The 16,152-nt window shown below is 56.2% G+C and carries 13 protein-coding genes; 11 read left to right on the top strand and 2 right to left on the bottom strand.

Features of this window, described 5'->3' with window-relative positions; genetic code table 11:
- Window positions 1–81 precede the first annotated feature (81 nt).
- On the bottom strand, window positions 82–1,026 hold the full coding sequence (locus tag HY067_02440) for a transposase (GenBank protein MBI3526806.1): 945 nt from the start codon (window positions 1,024–1,026) through the stop codon (window positions 82–84).
- 81 nt (window positions 1,027–1,107) lie between these two features.
- Between HY067_02440 and HY067_02435 the strand changes: the two genes are divergently transcribed.
- The 3 genes from HY067_02435 (at window position 1,108) to HY067_02425 (ending at window position 6,228) form a co-directional block, all read left to right on the top strand.
- Complete coding sequence (locus tag HY067_02435; GenBank protein MBI3526805.1) at window positions 1,108–2,316, top strand: hypothetical protein; 1,209 nt, start codon at window positions 1,108–1,110, stop codon at window positions 2,314–2,316.
- 111 nt (window positions 2,317–2,427) lie between these two features.
- On the top strand, window positions 2,428–3,000 hold the full coding sequence (locus HY067_02430; GenBank protein MBI3526804.1) for a hypothetical protein: 573 nt from the start codon (window positions 2,428–2,430) through the stop codon (window positions 2,998–3,000).
- 279 nt (window positions 3,001–3,279) lie between these two features.
- The gene (locus tag HY067_02425; GenBank protein MBI3526803.1) at window positions 3,280–6,228 is read left to right on the top strand and encodes a hypothetical protein; all 2,949 of its coding nucleotides are present in this window, start codon (window positions 3,280–3,282) and stop codon (window positions 6,226–6,228) included.
- Window positions 6,229–6,879: 651 nt separating this feature from the next.
- Here HY067_02425 and HY067_02420 read toward each other — a convergent pair.
- Complete coding sequence (locus HY067_02420) at window positions 6,880–7,155, bottom strand: hypothetical protein (protein ID MBI3526802.1); 276 nt, start codon at window positions 7,153–7,155, stop codon at window positions 6,880–6,882.
- Between the two features lie 81 nt (window positions 7,156–7,236).
- Here HY067_02420 and HY067_02415 point away from each other — a divergent pair, with 81 nt between their 5' ends.
- The 8 genes from HY067_02415 (at window position 7,237) to HY067_02380 (ending at window position 16,065) form a co-directional block, all read left to right on the top strand.
- Window positions 7,237–7,710 carry a hypothetical protein gene (locus HY067_02415; protein ID MBI3526801.1) on the top strand — a complete coding sequence of 158 codons (474 nt, stop codon included), beginning with the start codon at window positions 7,237–7,239 and terminating at the stop codon, window positions 7,708–7,710.
- On the top strand, window positions 7,676–7,942 hold the full coding sequence (locus HY067_02410; protein MBI3526800.1) for a hypothetical protein: 267 nt from the start codon (window positions 7,676–7,678) through the stop codon (window positions 7,940–7,942). The genes HY067_02415 and HY067_02410 overlap by 35 nt, the downstream gene beginning before the upstream one ends.
- Before the next feature lie 20 nt (window positions 7,943–7,962).
- Window positions 7,963–9,324, top strand: a complete 1,362-nt coding sequence (locus tag HY067_02405; GenBank protein ID MBI3526799.1) for an HlyD family type I secretion periplasmic adaptor subunit — start codon at window positions 7,963–7,965, stop codon at window positions 9,322–9,324.
- 521 nt (window positions 9,325–9,845) lie between these two features.
- A complete protein-coding gene (locus tag HY067_02400) occupies window positions 9,846–11,321 on the top strand; it encodes a hypothetical protein (GenBank protein ID MBI3526798.1) in 1,476 nt (491 codons plus the stop codon).
- Window positions 11,318–11,986 (top strand): VWA domain-containing protein, encoded by a 669-nt coding sequence (locus HY067_02395; GenBank protein MBI3526797.1) that lies wholly within the window; start codon window positions 11,318–11,320, stop codon window positions 11,984–11,986. The genes HY067_02400 and HY067_02395 overlap by 4 nt, the downstream gene beginning before the upstream one ends.
- Before the next feature lie 480 nt (window positions 11,987–12,466).
- Window positions 12,467–12,994 (top strand): thermonuclease family protein, encoded by a 528-nt coding sequence (locus HY067_02390; GenBank protein ID MBI3526796.1) that lies wholly within the window; start codon window positions 12,467–12,469, stop codon window positions 12,992–12,994.
- A gap of 1,349 nt (window positions 12,995–14,343) precedes the next feature.
- Window positions 14,344–14,859, top strand: coding sequence for a hypothetical protein (locus HY067_02385; GenBank protein ID MBI3526795.1), 516 nt, complete (start codon window positions 14,344–14,346; stop codon window positions 14,857–14,859).
- 921 nt (window positions 14,860–15,780) lie between these two features.
- Window positions 15,781–16,065, top strand: coding sequence for a hypothetical protein (locus HY067_02380; protein ID MBI3526794.1), 285 nt, complete (start codon window positions 15,781–15,783; stop codon window positions 16,063–16,065).
- The last annotated feature ends 87 nt before the right edge of the window (window positions 16,066–16,152 follow it).

Here is a 16,152-nt window from a genome sequence, read left to right as displayed (position 1 = left end):
CGGAGAGTAAATGGACCTGCATAATTGCATAAACGGAAGTGAGATCTAGGCCTCAGTAAAAGAAAGAAAAGTAAAAGGATGTCAGACCTGCAGTGTGAATAGATGTTTTCGCAGCGCATCGGCGGGTTGGCCGGAACTGTGCGAAAGCTTCTCCAGGTTGGCGACAAGATGGCTTAGCGTGGAAGGGGAGCGCGAGAAATGCTCGGCGACTTCTGCAAGCGTGCACGAACGAAACCGGACCGCAAGCCAGCCGATGAGTGCGCGCGCCTGCGCCGTTTGCCGGCCCTTGCCCGGCGCCTTGAGCGCCCCTTCCGTGAGTCCGTAACCGTCGCACACATAGGCCACGATCTGCCTGAGCGATGGGGCTTTGCGCTTCGCTTCTCGCTTGGGGAGCACCTTCAGCACCTTCTTCAGGAAAGCTTCCTCCCCGACCACCCGGCCATCCGCCTGCCCGCCGTAGAACACCTCCGAATGGCCGTCGCGAGCACCGGCGTCGACAAAGGCGGCAAAGCGCTGCCGGGCCGGCTCGACCCGTTCGCCGAATTGTCCCAGCACCCAATCCGTCGTGAGCCAGGGCAAGTCCTCTTCGCCGAGGTAAGCGCGGTGACTGCTCCAGGCGTAGGCACGGGGTTGCCTGACCATTCTCGCGCGCACCGCATTCAAATGGAGATAGCGCACCAATGCCAACCCATAGCGATCCTGATCCACCAGGAAAGCCTTGAAGCGTCCCTGGAATACATGTCCTGACCGCTTGAGTCGCGTATTGAGATAGCGGGTGTAGCGAAACGACAGGTTCTGCATGCCCGCCGACAGTGCAAGATCGCCCACCTGCAAAGCGAGGTGGAGATGATTGCTCATCAGGCAGAAGGCGTGCACCCGGTAGCCGAAGCGGACTACGCCTTCGGCGAGCAATTCATAGAAGAAGCGCCGGTCACCCGCAGAGAAGAACACATCCTGCCCGGCGTTGCCGCGTAAGATGACGTGATACAGACCACCGGGAACGTGCAGGCGGGGTTTGCGAGCCATAGGACGGAGGATACATGAAGATTATCCAATTATGCAGGCCTGACCCTGGACGCACTAAAAGTCACCCAAAGGAGTTCGAGAATGGCAGAAGATAAGGAAACAACCAAGCCAAAGGCCGATGCCTTAAAAAAGGGTGATGTCCCGAAAAAGGCTGATCTCCCAAAAAAGAAAACCAAGAAGAAAGCTAAGAAAGGGAAGCAGAAAAAAGCCGCGGAGTTGTTGACTACTGCCAAGGGAAAGCCCTGGACTTTTCCAAAAAATAGTCTTGAAGATGCTATTGCACTTGCTAAAGCGATCGAGGAGAAGAACGCGGGTAATCCAATGCCTGCACAGGAAATCGCGGTCGCCGTAGGTTTTCGCCAATCGTCTGATTGGAGATTTCTCGATCTCCTTCGCTCCGCCAACCAATATGGTTTAGTCACGGGTACTGGCGCTACCGGAACGATTCATCTCTCGCAGTTAGGCCAAGATGTCGTTGCTCCAAGTTCGCCCAGTCAGCGGTCTGAGGCACTCCTACGAGTCTTTCGAAACGTGAAGGATTTCGAAGGGGTTGAGAAATTCTATAGTGGTAAGCGCATACCTGAGGACGAGTTCTTTCTCAATACACTTACTCGAGAGTTTAATATTCCTCGTGATCGCGTAGAGCAGTTCGCCAAAATTTTTCTCGAAAACCTCAAATTTCTCCGAGCTTTTACTCCGACGACTGTGCCGTCTGACCAAAGAGCCGGTTCGGCGGACACCGCAATTACTCCGACTCCGCCGGAAAAGGTACCGAGTCCGATAGTTTCCAAGGAGCCTCGCGTGCGAGAGTTCTTGGACACCTGTTTTGTAATGATGCCCTTCGGCGCGTGGTTTGATCGCTATTATCAAGAAATCTATATGCCTGCCATCAAGGAAGCGGGATTCGAACCGGTACGCGCCGATGAGCTATTTACAACTGGCAGTGTGGTTGAACAGATTTGGGAGCAGATTGAGAAATCGAAACTATTGCTAGCAGATCTATCTGGAAAGAATCCGAATGTCTTCTACGAACTTGGTTTAGCTCATGCGGCACGTAAGCCAGTTGTCTTCACAGCTTCCGAGGTTGGCGACGTCCCTTTCGACCTTAGGCATCTCAGGGTAATCATTTACGATATTCGTGAGCCAGAGTGGGCCCCTAGATTGCGCAAGAGCGTAACCGATTACCTGCGTAATGCAACTAAAGAACCAGAGAAGTCAATTCCACACCCCTTCCGAAAAGTTGCTGAAGAGTCGGAAGAAACAGCTCATCGCACAAGCCGGCGCGCATGACAAGAGTGTGGATGTCAACTTTGTAAAGTCATAGAAACGTATGCACTATTGCAATTCATTGGAAAGTAGCTTTAGCGTCCAAATGAGCATGAGCTAGCACGGGAGGTTTAGATGAAATTGCGCGGGGTTCATGTTCGGGAATTCAAGTCTGTGTGGGACTCGAATCCGTTTGAGGTGGATCGGGTTGCGTGTCTGGTAGGTAAGAATGAAGCGGGCAAGACGGCTATCTTGCAAGCCCTGTATCGGCTCAATCCCATTGTTGCTAGCGACGGAAACTTTGACGTAACAGATGACTATCCAAGGTCTGAAGTGGAGAACTACCAGCAGGACATCGAGACGAAGCGGCGGATGCACGCCAAAGTTATCGAGGCAACTTTTGCGCTAGACGAGGCTGAACTCAATGCAATAAAAGAAAAGTTCGGAAGCAATGTCCTTTCAAAACCTGAGATTGTCCTTTCCAAGAGCTATTCAAAAAGCGCAAATGGTTGCTATCTCTATGTCAGTGTTCCAGTCGTCGAGGCCACACTTGCAAAGAACCTCGTGGAGAGCTTTGACCTTCCATCCGATATCAAGGGGCAGGCATTAAAACAGCTTACGCTTGAACTTCTGGGCAAGTATTTGGCAGCTACCCTCGACATGTTCGAGGCCGCGTTCAAGTCAGCCAACGCATTGCTCCCGGTGTGAGGCTGTCACCGCCCCAGTGCCATCGCTAACCTAGCCACAGGATGCACAGAGGCCAACCAACATGCGGCTATAGTTATCGGTTGCTTTTACGTCGATGCGCTCAAATGGCGCTTGAAATATTCCGTCAATCCGAGAAAACGCGTCAAGGTCGCTCCGACAATTCACGATGGTTGTTAGCAGGTTGTTTTCCTCCTTTGAGAGGAATTCAATAAGGTTTGTCTTGTACTCCATTATTTTTCCCCGACTGGTGATGTTGCCGGTAATATCTCGCGTATGCCGGTGACCGAACACACCATCAACGACGCTCTCGCGGAAGTCTTACGTACTAAGCGTCAAATGTGGCGGTCAGACAAGGTGGTTAGTTCCGAGAATACAGGAATGTTGAAGGGCACCAGCGAGCGCCCAGACATATTGGTCATCGAACCAAACGTTTCCCCGGTAGTAGTTGAAACCGAGGTACTACCTGCTCCAACTGTAGAGGCGGACGCACTAGCAAGGCTCGGAAAACATCTGCGCCATACGGGCCGCACGATACTTTCAGTAGTGGCGATTCGCCTACCGCTCCGGCTACGAACCAAATCTGGCAAGAAGTTAGCTTCCGAACTGGAAAACGCCGACGATCTGGAAATGGCGCTTTTCACCGGCAGCGATTCATCCAACTTCACGCGCTATCCTCACGCCGGGTGGGTACGTGGAACGGTGGCGGATGTCTCAATACTTGTGCAGTCGGCTTCGGTTCCACCAGAAGTAATTGACGCCGCGGCTGACCAACTCGTGAGCGGTGTTAGCGAGGTAGCCGGTCTCCTTGGCGAAGTCGCACCGCCGGGATCGGGAGCAATCAAGAAGATTTGTGAAGAGCTCCGGCAAGAAGAATCGGAGCAAACCCGTCGCATGGCGGCAACCATCCTTGCCAATGCCTTCGTTTTTCAGGAGAGTTTAGCGGGTGGGCCTGGTGAACTTGCCAGCGTCAGATCGTTAGATGAACTGCGCGGTACGACTGGAGCGCTCACCAAAACCTCAGTCCTGGCTGAGTGGCGCAAGATTCTTAAGGTCAATTATTGGCCCATCTTTGACATCGCGCGCCGCATCCTTGAGGTGCTACCGGCCGCGAGCAGCAAGGCGATCATAGAGAGTCTTGCGGTTACGGCTGACAATTTGCTCAAGAATCAGCTCATGCGGTCGCATGACCTGACCGGGTCAGTGTTCCAGCGACTTATCGCCGACCGTAAATTCCTCGCCGCGTATTACACGACACCAGCTTCGGCTGCGCTCCTTGTGGGATTGGCGATCGCACCGAATAAACCGGCGTCAGGCGGTTCTTGGTCCAACTCAAAGGATGTTCAGAAGCTGCGAGTTGCGGACTTTGCCTGTGGCACGGGCACCCTATTGTCGACTGCGTATCAACGCATCGGACAATTGCACGAGTTGGCGGGTGGGGACTCGGAAGCACTACATCCTGAAATGATGGCGCATGGCCTGATCGGATGTGATGTCCTACCAGCAGCAGCGCACCTCACCGCATCAATGCTTTCCGGTGCACATCCGACAGTCAAATACACCCAAAGCTCGATCATGACTGTCGCCTATGGCAAGCAACCGGACGGCGGTATTGCGCTTGGTTCGCTGGATCTTCTTGACCCGCAACGAACATTCGGCATTCTCGCCATCACCGCCCATGCCGCCGAAGGTATGGGCGAAAAGGAAAAGGAGATTTGGTCGCACCTTCCGCACGCTTCATTCGACATGGTTTTTATGAATCCCCCATTTACGCGCGCTACAGGACATGAAAGCTCAAAGATCGGTGTTCCTAATCCGATGTTTGCGGCATTCAGTTCAACTGTGGAAGAACAACGCTTGATGGGTGCTGCCACCAAGCGCCTTACTGATGGCACCAGCGCGCACGGCAATGCTGGCGAGGCGTCGATCTTCCTTGTACTGGCAGATCGAAAACTCACGAAGAACGGGACCCTTGCATTGGTAATGCCGCTGAGCCTTATGTCTGGCGAGGCTTGGGAGAAGTCGCGCGCACTTTTGGTGAAGAACTACACCGACTTGGTTTTGGTTTCCATCACAGGCGGCGGCAGCGGTGACATGTCTTTCTCGGCCGACACGGGAATGGGCGAATGCTTAGTCGTTGGGAGCAAGTCAGGAACACCCAGCGATAGGGCTACCTTTGTCGTTCTGAAGGAGCGCCCCGCGTTTCCAATGCTTGGCGCTGGTGTCGCGCGCGAGGTGAGACGCTTAATTGACACGAAGGCCCTCAGACGTCTGGAAGATGGGCCAGTCGGCGGCGCCGCAATTATGTTTGGAAGCGACGTGATTGGCCATGTGTTGGATGCGCCCATCTCAGCAACGGACGGGTGGTACCTGTCGCGCGTAGCCGATCTATCATTGGCGCAGAGTGCTTTTCAGTTGCGGAATAATGGGAAAGTCTGGCTCCCGGGCATGCAGAAATCGCAAGCATTGGGCATCCCGATCGCAGCGGTTGGGGCCGTAGGTAAAATCGGCCCCTATCACAGTGATATTGAAGGATCTACTTCATCCGGTGGTGTTCGTGGGCCATTCACGGTGTCGCCAGTAACTCCAGGGGCGGTGCCAACCTATCCCGTATTGTGGTCACACGATGCTGCGCGTGAGCGAACTATGGCGTTTGATGCGGATAGCGAAGGCATTGCTCGCATGGGCGCAACCCCAGCGGAGGAAGATTTGGTGGCAGAAAGAATTCCGCGAGTGGCTGCGACCGCTTCACATTGTCACTTCAACATCAACTTTCGATTCAACAGCCAATCCACAGGGATGCAGTTCACGCCGAGGCGCAGTATCGGCGGCCGTGCTTGGGCCTCCATACAGATGGCGTCTGAAGACCATGAGAAAGCACTCGTGCTATGGGCGAACACGTCGCTCGGACTGCTCTTGCATTGGTGGCAGGCAAACAAGCAGCAAGCGGGCAGAGGAAACATTGGTAAATCGGCGCTTGAAGATTTCGTCATCCTTGATGTCACCAAGCTGAACGCGAAGCAGCTTTCCGCCGCCGTTAATATTTTTGATCAGATGCGCGATAAAGCGTTGCGTCCCATAAATGAAATGGATGTAGACGACGTGCGTAAAGAACTCGATCAGCGTTTTACCCGGGAGGTCTTGGGAGTTGACTTCGCTCTGTTAGCTAAGAACGGCGCAATGGACCTGCTTCGCATGAAGCTCGCAAGGGAGCCTTCAATTCAAGGGTAGTGGATTCAGCATTTAACTGCACCACTTGATCACGGATAGGACACGGCGGGTATATCGAAACGACAGGTTCTGCATGCCCGCCGAGAGTTCACATCGCCCATCTGCAAGGCGAGGTGAAGATGATTGGTCATCATCGATACGACAATAACGCTCCAGGCAAGTCACGACGGGACGAAGCCGGGGAGGGGTCGATGCGTGTCTGGCCGGCACATCGCTCTCAAAGAAACCATGCCCTCTAACCTGCGCGTCAGCACGGACTCGCGAACAGCGGCGCTTCGCTTGCCGTTTGCGAGCCGACTACGCGCAGTACGTTGAACGGCTGCTTTCCGAACACCTGACCGGCAGCTTAGGGTCTATATCTGTTGAAAAACACCTTTTCAGGAGCTACCCGAAAAATTTCAGGCCCGCAGGGGCGTCGGTCCTTCTCGGACGTGGGGGGCATGCGATCTACTGCTGCGCGCGACCACGAGCCTTCTAACAAACGCTTCGACGATTCGTCGAATGAATTGTCAATTGCAATGCACTCTCGCAATAATTCCGGGTGCATGCAAATTGGAGTTTTTCAACAGAATAGGTCGAAAACAGGCATTCAGAAAATCGATATCAACATGACTTAGGCATCTCGCCATAACAGTGACTTCATGAAGCAGCCTAATGCTTTGCATGCTCCTGCTCCAGCATCCCCAGAACGCCAACTACCATTTCCAGACCGTCCCCGATCCACTTGGCTTGCTCGTCATTCATCGTCTCGCTTGAGAGGACTTCAAGCGTGTCCGACATCGGCAATTTCCCGAACTTCGATTGATAGTGAGCGCACTGGACTGCCAGAATCCTCACGCACTCCTCAAGATCCTCGCACTCCGCACGGATGAGCATGTCGTCTGATAACTGCAGGAAGGCGGCGAATCGGGCTATGGCTTCGGACATGGCAAATCCCTGAACGTTGGGCTTCAGTATGATATGCGAATGCCACAGGGTCGATTTCTTGGGTTGCTGTGCATTGCAGCGATGGAGTTCGCTTCTGCGGACCAGAGCGAACTCGATTCTCATGGGCCCGCATTCTTTGTTCCGGATCGCGATCGAACGCCAGGCGCCATCAGTCAATACGTCACGGCAGACAATATTGCTCAGACCATATGCGTTCCCGGCTGGACGGCCACCGTCCGGCCGCCGACTTCATACACTAACCGGCTGAAGGCGCAGCAGATGCGCGAAATGCGCCTATCCAGCAAAGCGTCGGACTACGAAGAGGATCATTTGGTCCCGCTATGCCTCGGCGGGCACCCTACCGACCATCGCAATCTGTGGCCAGAGCCGCGTAATGGGCAGTGGGCGGCGAAGTTCAAGGATCAGCTAGAGGCGTCAGTTTGTCGCGCTGTATGCCGTGGCGCTATGACGCTGGAAGAAGGCCGCGTGATCTTCCTGCGGCCAGATTGGACCAAAGAATATGTCTATTTTTTCGACCTCAAGAAGAAAAAGTGAATTTTCCCTCTGGTATAGACTATTTGTAGCGACAGAGGGCGCGCATCTGTCGGGCAGCGACACGGCGGCCCTTGGCGGCGATCTGGCCTATCAATACGGCAAGAGCGGACCGTTGACCGGAATCGGACTCACGCCGGCGCAGGACGTCATCAATTCCGCGCAATTCGGCAGCAGCGCGCAGACACTGCGCACGCTCGCTGAGCTTCAACAAGGGCAGATCCGCCTGTCGTGAACTGATGGCCAGGAGGGGGCATGGCGAAGAGCATCCATTCCACCGAGGCCGGTGCACTAGATTTCGCGCCCGCGATCCTGCGCGCTCAGCATGAGAACCCGCCACCGCTGTCGCGCATCGTTCTCTATATCGCGCTCTTCGCGGTGATGCTGGCGTGGGCCTGCTTCGGGCGGCTGGACATCATCGCGGTCGCACAGGGCAAGCTCATTCCCAGCAGTTACGTGAAGATCCTGCAGCCGGCCGACTCCGGCGTGCTGCGGGAAATCCTCGTCGGGGACGGGCAGGAAGTCAAAGCGGGCCAGGTGCTGCTGCGCATGGACACGGAAGTCACCGACGCCGATCGGGCCACCGTGGAAACGGATCTGATGCTCCGGCGCCTGCAACTGCGCCGGATTGAATCTGAACTGGCCGGCGTCCCCTTCACCGCGAGACCCGGGGATCGGGTGGATCTCATTCAGCAGGTTACGGCGCAGTCGCTGGCCAACCGCAGGGCGTACGAGAGCCAGCTCGACAGCGAGCAAGCGGCCCTGGCGAAAGCTGCGCAAGACCTGAATGGCGCACTGGAGATGGAATCCCGGCTCCAGCAGATCGTACCCATCTATCTGGAAACGGAGGCCGCGCATCAGAACCTCGCCAAGGATGGCTTCATCTCCCGGCTGGCGATGCTGGACAAGAGGCGCGAGCGCATCGAGAAAGAGCAGGAACTTAAAGCCCAGACCCACCAGGTCGCCAGCCTGCGCGCCAGCATCGAACAATCGCGCAAGCGGCTCGCGCAAATTACCTCGAGCTACCGGCAACAACTCCAGAATGAACGCAGCGAGGCGAACGGGCAACGCTTAAGGCTGGAGCAGGAATCCGGCAAGCAGGCTTACCGCCGCGAGTTGCTGGAACTCAAAGCCCCGCAGGACGGCATCGTGAAGGATCTCGCCACGCATACGTCGGGTACCGTGGTCTCGCCCGGCACCATTCTCCTGACCCTGGTGCCGCGCAACGATCCGGTCAAGGCGGAAGTCTGGGTCACCAACGAAGATGCCGGATGGGTGGAAGTCAATCAGCCGGTCAAGATCAAGCTCGCCGCGTTCCCGTTCAACAAGTACGGCATGATCAACGGCCACGTCGAAACCATCAGCCCCGATGCGGCGGAACTGCCCGACACGCGCGAGCGCGACCGCAAGGACACCCGCGAACATGTCATGCCGCCCTCCGGGTTCCGCACGCTGGTGGCGCTGGATTCGCCTTATCTCGAGCGCGACGGCAAACAATTCCGGGTCTCCGCCGGCATGCTTGTATCGGCCGAGGTCAATCTCGGCAGCCGCACGGTGATGGAGTATCTGTTGTCACCCGTGCAAAAAGTCGCACACGAAGCCGGGCGGGAGATGTAGAGCTTTGTCGCAAGTTCGCTGATCGAGCAAAGTACTTATGCACACTGCAGGCCTGATCGCATTTCCCCCCAACGCCGACTCTCCAAAATTCCGCAAAACTCTCTCTGCAGAACCTTCCCGATGGCGAGCACATCTACTATTTCTCGACCGATGCATCAGTAATCACTGCCGACATTTTCCGGTTCTTCGAAACCGTTTCATGCGAGCAACCGCCAGACCTCGATAACCCGACTCCGGTCGTGTAGAGCCCGCAAATAGGAAGTGCTTTCATCCGGCTGCCCATGGAATACCCAATTGCGGCACCGCTCGTCGCTCAAAGACGACAAGTCGGTTCCCCGTTGAGCTTCCTGCATCAACTTTCTGCGTGATTTACCCGCGCAATAACAGCGATGTAAGCACGCCGCAACTATGCCGCCCGGATGTGGTGCGCGCGGGCGATTGCTGGCCCATCGGTTGCACGTAGCAGACGGGTCAATGCGCTTTTTTTGCCGATGCATAAACCAGACCCCAAGGGGGGAGACATGTCGCTTCTACAATCATTGTTGATTTGGCCGGACCGGGTACTGCCATCGCTGCTGATACTGCTGCTGATCGCCGTACCGTTCCTCTACGTGGCGCGCGGGCCCATGCATGCGCTGATCAGGAGTGCGTCGCGGTCGGTGTCGAATCCGCTGCGGCTGGGCGCGCGCTGGCTTGCCGACGCGGCTGTCCGGCTGCGCAACCGCAACCGCCAAGTGCTGTTCGCGCACGGCAGCCATGAAGTGAAGCAGACCATCGAGCGCGAGTTCGAACGCGTCACGATGCTGGTGCAGCGCGATCTGGAGGGCTATCCGGTGCTGCAGCGGAAACTCATGGACGAGATCACCCGCATTGAGGAGGACTACAAGAAGTCAGGCGAAGTGCCACTGCCTCCGCCGGATTGGGTGAAGGCGATCGAGGCGATCGCCAAGATCAAGGCATCCGGTGACGGGGTGGTCGAGCACATTCTTATCGAAATCCGCGATGCGCTCGGCAACATCTACCAGAAAGTGGTATCCGAGTACCGCAGCGCTTACCAGGAGCGACATCATATTCTGAAGGGCTTTCTGCCTTTCTGGCGTTCCGTGAGCCAGACGCTGACGCAAGTGGACCGCAACATCACCAGCCTGCAGGTCAGCGCGGCAAAGATCGATGCCAACGTGCTGAAGCTGGAAAACATCGCCGCCAGGGGCAATGACGCTGCGCATGCGCTGGCGTCGTCGGCGTCCACGCAGTTCTTCGTCGCCGGCATGGTGATGCTGATCGCTTTCGGCGGCGCCTATGTCAACTTCAAGCTGATCGCGCTGCCGATGTCGGCCATGGTCGGCGGCGGCGATTACATCACCGATACCCTTCAGGCATCGGAAGTGGCGGCGCTGGTAATCATCCTGTTCGAAACCCTGATGGGCCTCTTCCTGATGGAAACGCTGCGCTTTACCAGCCTCTTCCCGTTCGGCAGCATTACCGAGAAGATGCGCCGCCGCCTGATGTGGGCGTCGCTCACCATCCTGCTGGTACTGGCCGGCGTCGAAGTCGCGCTGGCGGTGATGCGTGACACGATCATTTCCGCCGACGTGGCGCTCAAGCAGCAACTCGGCTCGGTTGCGGGCGCGGCACACGCCGAAGCCGGCTGGGTGACCCGCATCCCGACCTTCGGTCAGATGATCCTGGGTTTCACGCTGCCGTTTGCGCTTGCGTTCGTGGCGATCCCGCTGGAGACCTTCATCAATTCGGGCCGCACGGTGCTTGGCGCCGGCCTGGAGCTGGCGCTGCATGGACTCGCTTTCGTGCTGCGCTTCGCCTCCAACATGGCGAAGGAAATAGGTCGATTCGTGATCATGCTCTACGATGTGCTGATCTTTGCGCCGCTCGCGATCGAGCGTTGGGTGGGGAGCTATCGCGAAGGGGCGGCGCGCCGCAACAAGCTGCGGCCGGTGCCGCCGCTCAAGCGCGCGTCCGGATCCGAGGAGGCCATATGAAAGCGGCATCGACGCTTGGAATACTCGGGGCATTCCTGTTTGTCGTCGCCTGCGGACCGCAGGTCAACCACAACCAGGCGGTGTATGTGCTGATCGACACCTCCGGCACTTACGTCAGGGAAATGAACAAAGCACAAGCAGTGATGAATTACCTGCTGGGCACGATCAACCCCGGCGATGCGCTGGCGGTCGGACGGGTGAAGAGCCGCAGCTTCAGCGAAAAGGAAATCATCGCCAAGGTCAGCCTGGGCAAGGACCCGCTCGCCGCAAATGCCCAGAAGCGCGCATTCAGCGAGCAGTTCGCCAGCTTCACCAAGGCCGAACAACAAGCAAAGGGAAGCCGCTACACCGACATCACCGGCGGCATCATCCAGGCAGCGGAGTATTTGAACGAGACCCAGGCTGGGCGCAAGACCATCGTCATCTTCTCCGACATGCAGGAAGAACTCGATTACAAGACGGTGCGGGATATCCCGATCAAGCTCGATGGCATCCGCGTTGTTGCGCTGAATGTCACCAAGCTCAACACCGACAACGTCGATCCGCGCCGCTACCTTGACCGGCTGGAGTGGTGGGAGAAGCGTACCCGTACCGCCGGCGCGTCGGACTGGAAGGTGGTGAACGACATGGAGCACCTGGACCGCATTTTCAAGAAAAACGGTTGAGCGATGAAAAACGGCCGGGATTGTCCCGGCCGTTTTTGTTGGCGGGTAAACGGCGAGTAAACAGGGCCGGATACAGTCTTGTCTGATCAAGCGCAAGGTCAATTTTCCGATGTGGCGCTTCAGTGCCCGTCTTCGCGCTGCATCAGGAACGGGATTATGCCGTGGACTTTCGGGTCAACCAGCCCGTGCCGAAGCAAACGGGGCATTGCATCTCGTCTTGCCTTCCGGTAGCTCCGCAGGCGTCGCACGCAATCCAGGCATTCTGGTCAAAGTGCCACGTGATGCGGCCGCCGCAAACTTTGCCGTTCGCATCGATCTCGAGACAGAGACTCGTCTTTGTCGGATCGGTCTGATACGGCCGGCCGCAACGCACGCAACTTGCGACCGGACGCGGCCGTCTTGCGGACTGGCCTTTAATTGTGCTCATATCGTCATATTAATCAAAAATGTGCTGTATCGCCCAGCAGGAAGGAGGCTTTCATGCGTTGGATCCTCGTCCTCTTGCTGTTCACGTCGGCCGCCCACGCTGAAACCTTGAGCGGCCGCGTTCTTTCTGTCGAAAACGGCGACTCGATTACCGTCGAGGGCGCCAGAAAGAAACAGCACAAGGTTCGACTCTCCGGGATCGATGCGCCCGAGAAGGTGCAACCGTTCGGTAAACAATCGGAGCAACATCTTTCCCGCCTGGTCTACGGTAAGCCTGTCACGGTGGGCTACAAGAAGTACGATCGTTACGGACGCATCGTTGGCAAAGTGATGGTTGCGGCGCCGGACGCCTGTCCCGCTGTACAACTGGAATGCCCGAAGACACTGGACGTCGGACTGGCTCAAATCGCTGTGGGTCTGGCGTGGCATCGCAAGCAGCATGCTGAAGAGCAGACGCCCGAGGAGCGCGAGCGGTATGGGTTCGCCGAATGGGATGCGCGGGCGAGACGTGCCGGACTGTGGGCTGACCCCAAGCCGATGCCGCCGTGGGAGTGGAGACGAGCAAAACGGCAGGAGCGTTGAATATTTCAGTCGCGCCCCCGGCAGCGATATGCATGCGTGGCGCGTCGACATGCAGGCGGCAATCGGATGCAGATGGTCTCGATGTATTCGAAGAGGGTGGCCGTTTGGCCGCCGTTTTTTGATCTCAGTTCGACAGCCAGCCGCCTATTTCCGACCAGCGCATCGGTTTTTGTCCTACAGGGCGAGACCAGCGTGAAAATATTTTTAAGAGGTCCAAAGCGAGGGAGTCGCACAGATTTTGTGCGCCCAATCAAATAATCGCTCATGGATTCGGCGCAATATTTATTTTAATTGAGTATGTTAGAAGGGTCTCCGCAGAGTTTGTCCGGATGGCGTCCGATCCGTTGACTGTGCAAACTTGTCGTTTTGTCAGATTTGACAAATTTTCCAGATGCCGTAGAAAGCAAAATACAAGATAAAGTTAAAAACAAAGATGGCGAGCACATGCGTCCAGCATATAAAAACAGAAATGGTATGAAATAAAAAGGGAGACTGCAATTGGGTCCGCGAGCGGTGCAGCCGCTTTCCGCGGGACGGCTGCAGCAGAAGGAGGGTTGGGCGCGGAAGTATGTGCTCGTTCATCAGTTGCCGGTGTGAGTGCTCTACCGGTACGGCGGTGTTCCCTTCGATAAGGGGCTGGCAACCGGCCAGCTTTCATCCCCCATACGAATTCGACGCAGCTGCGCACGCAGGCCGAAATGATCGGTCAGCGCGCTGGCTGGACAGCGCTGACGGCGCCTTTGTCGTACTGCTTAACCGGTTCGCGAGCCGCACCAAGGTCGCGGTGCTTCCGCGCAAGTCTTGCCTCCCTGGACCCGGGGGTATCCCGGCCTGCGGCTCGCCTTTTATATCGCGCGTCGAAGAAGACCGCATGGTCTTCTTCGGGCAAAACTGATGCGCTTGCGATCGTGCCAATAGCCGGGTTCAAGGCGCGCTACGTCGGCGTCGTCCTGCAGACACATCCAAGCACGATCCTCTGACAGAGTTGGACGCGAATGCTGCCGCTCGCAAGCAATCCGGTTCCCGCAGATTCATTTTCAATGGCGCATTCATTGCGACCATTGCCGCAACTGCGGTGGTTTCAGGTCTCCGCCCCTCTTTTTTTTGCAAACGACGGACTGTTTTTTTGGAATGGCCGGTATTGCAACGATGAATAGTGCACATTGGGTCGCATTTCCTGGAGTTTCCCTTTGTTGCTGATTTACCATAGAGACACCATACGGCCTGACGACTCAATCCAGAGCGGATGCACGCGAGGGCGCGTCGGCGATGTTCGATGTCAGGCAGCAAGCCAATGCTCATTACCGCCCACACCCTTCCGCAGGACTCGTGTGTCAATCAGGAGGGGCATGAATGCAGCGAAGGAAGTGTTGTGGTTCAGTTTTGTACTATTTCTCGGACTGAACAACGCGTGCGTCGCAGAGGATTCCCTGCAAGACTACAAAGACTTGAAACCGATTTCATTTTTTGGTTCGATTTCCGTCAGCGTTCACACTGCCGATTCGGCCAAGCCAGCCAAGTCGAGTGGGCTTTCGTCAGAAGAATTGACGCAATTCATGCGGCTTCAATTCGCCAGGTACTTCTCCGGTGTTCCATTTCAGGGTATCGACGCCTCTCACTGGTCTGACGAGGAGAACAGAAGGGCAATGGGTCGCTTTTCATGCCGGGTATGGATAGAGGGTGACGATTCACCGGTCGCGTATCAGGTCAAGTGCCAGATATCGACGTCGGATCACTTGAATATTGTTGGAGACGCATCGCTCGGTTACGGCCCAAAAGACAAGGTGGCTGCGATAGTTCGTCAACAGATTGATCGCATGGTGGAGAGCTTTGCTCTGATTTTCTCCCGTATCAGAAGTGAGTAGCCATGCGAACTACGTTGGGTGACCAGAGCTCCGAGCGGTGCCCTTTCAGCGGGCGAAGACGCGACTGGACGGCAAAGGCCACCGGGGCATCCGAAGTAATAGACCAAGCCTGCTTATTTTCGACTTTGGCTTTCGGGTATCCGGGATACGGTCTCCAAAAATTCTTCTGGCAGTTTGACCTGATCACCCAACGGAATGTCGTACTCCGTGTCTTTGTTTTTTTTATGGGCGAAAAGCGTCAGAAAGGTTGTCGCGATCCTATTCAAATAGCGGCGTATCCGTGCCTGCCGAGGCTTGTCGAGGCTCCTCGCCAGCAGGGAAGGCGAATCCGCGGAGTCATCTGAAACCGAATGCAAATGCATTGCTGCGTGTTCCCGTGTACTGGTAAAAAGGTGCGCCCAGGGTTTGCGCGAGTCGGATGCCAAAAGACCCCCGACCTCCCTTTGCTCCACGATCCCCGGGCGCATTCTCCATGTCGCAATGGCTATGCCAGCAGCGTATGTTGAAAAAATGACAATCGCACTATTGCTCGAATGTGCTCTGTTTTTTAGGGAAAAAGGGCAGTGCCTGAATGCTGACGCTTGCACTGACGAAGGATCAACAGCCGGGATACGCGCAAAGCGTCACTGAACGCCCCAGTCGATCAAAAGCCCGTTCAACTGGTGAGGAAGATGCCTCAAAATCGCCTTTGCGATGCAGCATCCGGATTTCCACCGCGTGTCGAAATTGCTCCGTCAGGGCGATCGGAGAACTCCGATTTTATCGAGCCATGATCACGTGGAAAGCGGTGGTTCTAGCATCTGATGAAGGACCTTAAACTGCTGAAAAAAAGGTTAAATCTTAAATCTGTCATTTGATAGATTTGACGCGCCATGCGTGCTCGGTTAGCGTTGTCCCGGACTGCGGTCAAAGGGAGACAGCATGTTTATATCCGTCACCCTCAAGCTTCCAGCCAAACTCAAGGTGCGAATAGCCCGGGCAGCAAAACAAAAGGGCAAAAGCACGCGGCGCTGGATGCTCGAGGCAATCGAGCATGAAGTGGAGCGCAGAGAGCGTTTCCTCGCTTATGTAAAACAGGCCCAGCATGAAGACCTGAACATGGGACCGATCGAGGAAATCGACGCGCGCAACCGCGTTCGTTTCTGGCTCGAAAAACTTTCCTCGGGAAAAAGAGTTACCCGCGTGACTCCGCGCCGGGCGCGGTAGCCGGCGAGACACGCAGGGCGCCGGACCGTGCGCGGCCGCGGGGACTCGAGGATGTTGCGTTGTGTGCACCCTTTTCATAAGCTGTGC

The sequence above is a fragment of the Betaproteobacteria bacterium genome (genome assembly GCA_016194905.1).
Lineage (GTDB): Bacteria > Pseudomonadota > Gammaproteobacteria > Burkholderiales > JACQAP01 > JACQAP01.
Note: the sequence above shows the minus strand (reverse complement) of the source record. Positions and strands in the feature narration are given on the sequence as shown.

Excerpts from the sequence above, each read along its gene's own strand:
- HY067_02430 (MBI3526804.1), top strand. The coding sequence starts at position 2,428 with ATGAAATTGCGCGGGGTTCATGTTCGGGAATTCAAGTCTGTGTGGGAC.
- HY067_02415 (MBI3526801.1), top strand. The coding sequence starts at position 7,237 with ATGGAGTTCGCTTCTGCGGACCAGAGCGAACTCGATTCTCATGGGCCC.
- HY067_02435 (MBI3526805.1), top strand. The coding sequence starts at position 1,108 with ATGGCAGAAGATAAGGAAACAACCAAGCCAAAGGCCGATGCCTTAAAA.
- HY067_02395 (MBI3526797.1), top strand. The coding sequence starts at position 11,318 with ATGAAAGCGGCATCGACGCTTGGAATACTCGGGGCATTCCTGTTTGTC.
- HY067_02390 (MBI3526796.1), top strand. The coding sequence starts at position 12,467 with ATGCGTTGGATCCTCGTCCTCTTGCTGTTCACGTCGGCCGCCCACGCT.
- HY067_02405 (MBI3526799.1), top strand. The coding sequence starts at position 7,963 with ATGGCGAAGAGCATCCATTCCACCGAGGCCGGTGCACTAGATTTCGCG.
- HY067_02385 (MBI3526795.1), top strand. The coding sequence starts at position 14,344 with ATGAATGCAGCGAAGGAAGTGTTGTGGTTCAGTTTTGTACTATTTCTC.
- HY067_02380 (MBI3526794.1), top strand. The coding sequence starts at position 15,781 with ATGTTTATATCCGTCACCCTCAAGCTTCCAGCCAAACTCAAGGTGCGA.
- HY067_02420 (MBI3526802.1), bottom strand. The coding sequence starts at position 7,155 with ATGTCCGAAGCCATAGCCCGATTCGCCGCCTTCCTGCAGTTATCAGAC.
- HY067_02410 (MBI3526800.1), top strand. The coding sequence starts at position 7,676 with ATGTCTATTTTTTCGACCTCAAGAAGAAAAAGTGAATTTTCCCTCTGG.
- HY067_02440 (MBI3526806.1), bottom strand. The coding sequence starts at position 1,026 with ATGGCTCGCAAACCCCGCCTGCACGTTCCCGGTGGTCTGTATCACGTC.
- HY067_02400 (MBI3526798.1), top strand. The coding sequence starts at position 9,846 with ATGTCGCTTCTACAATCATTGTTGATTTGGCCGGACCGGGTACTGCCA.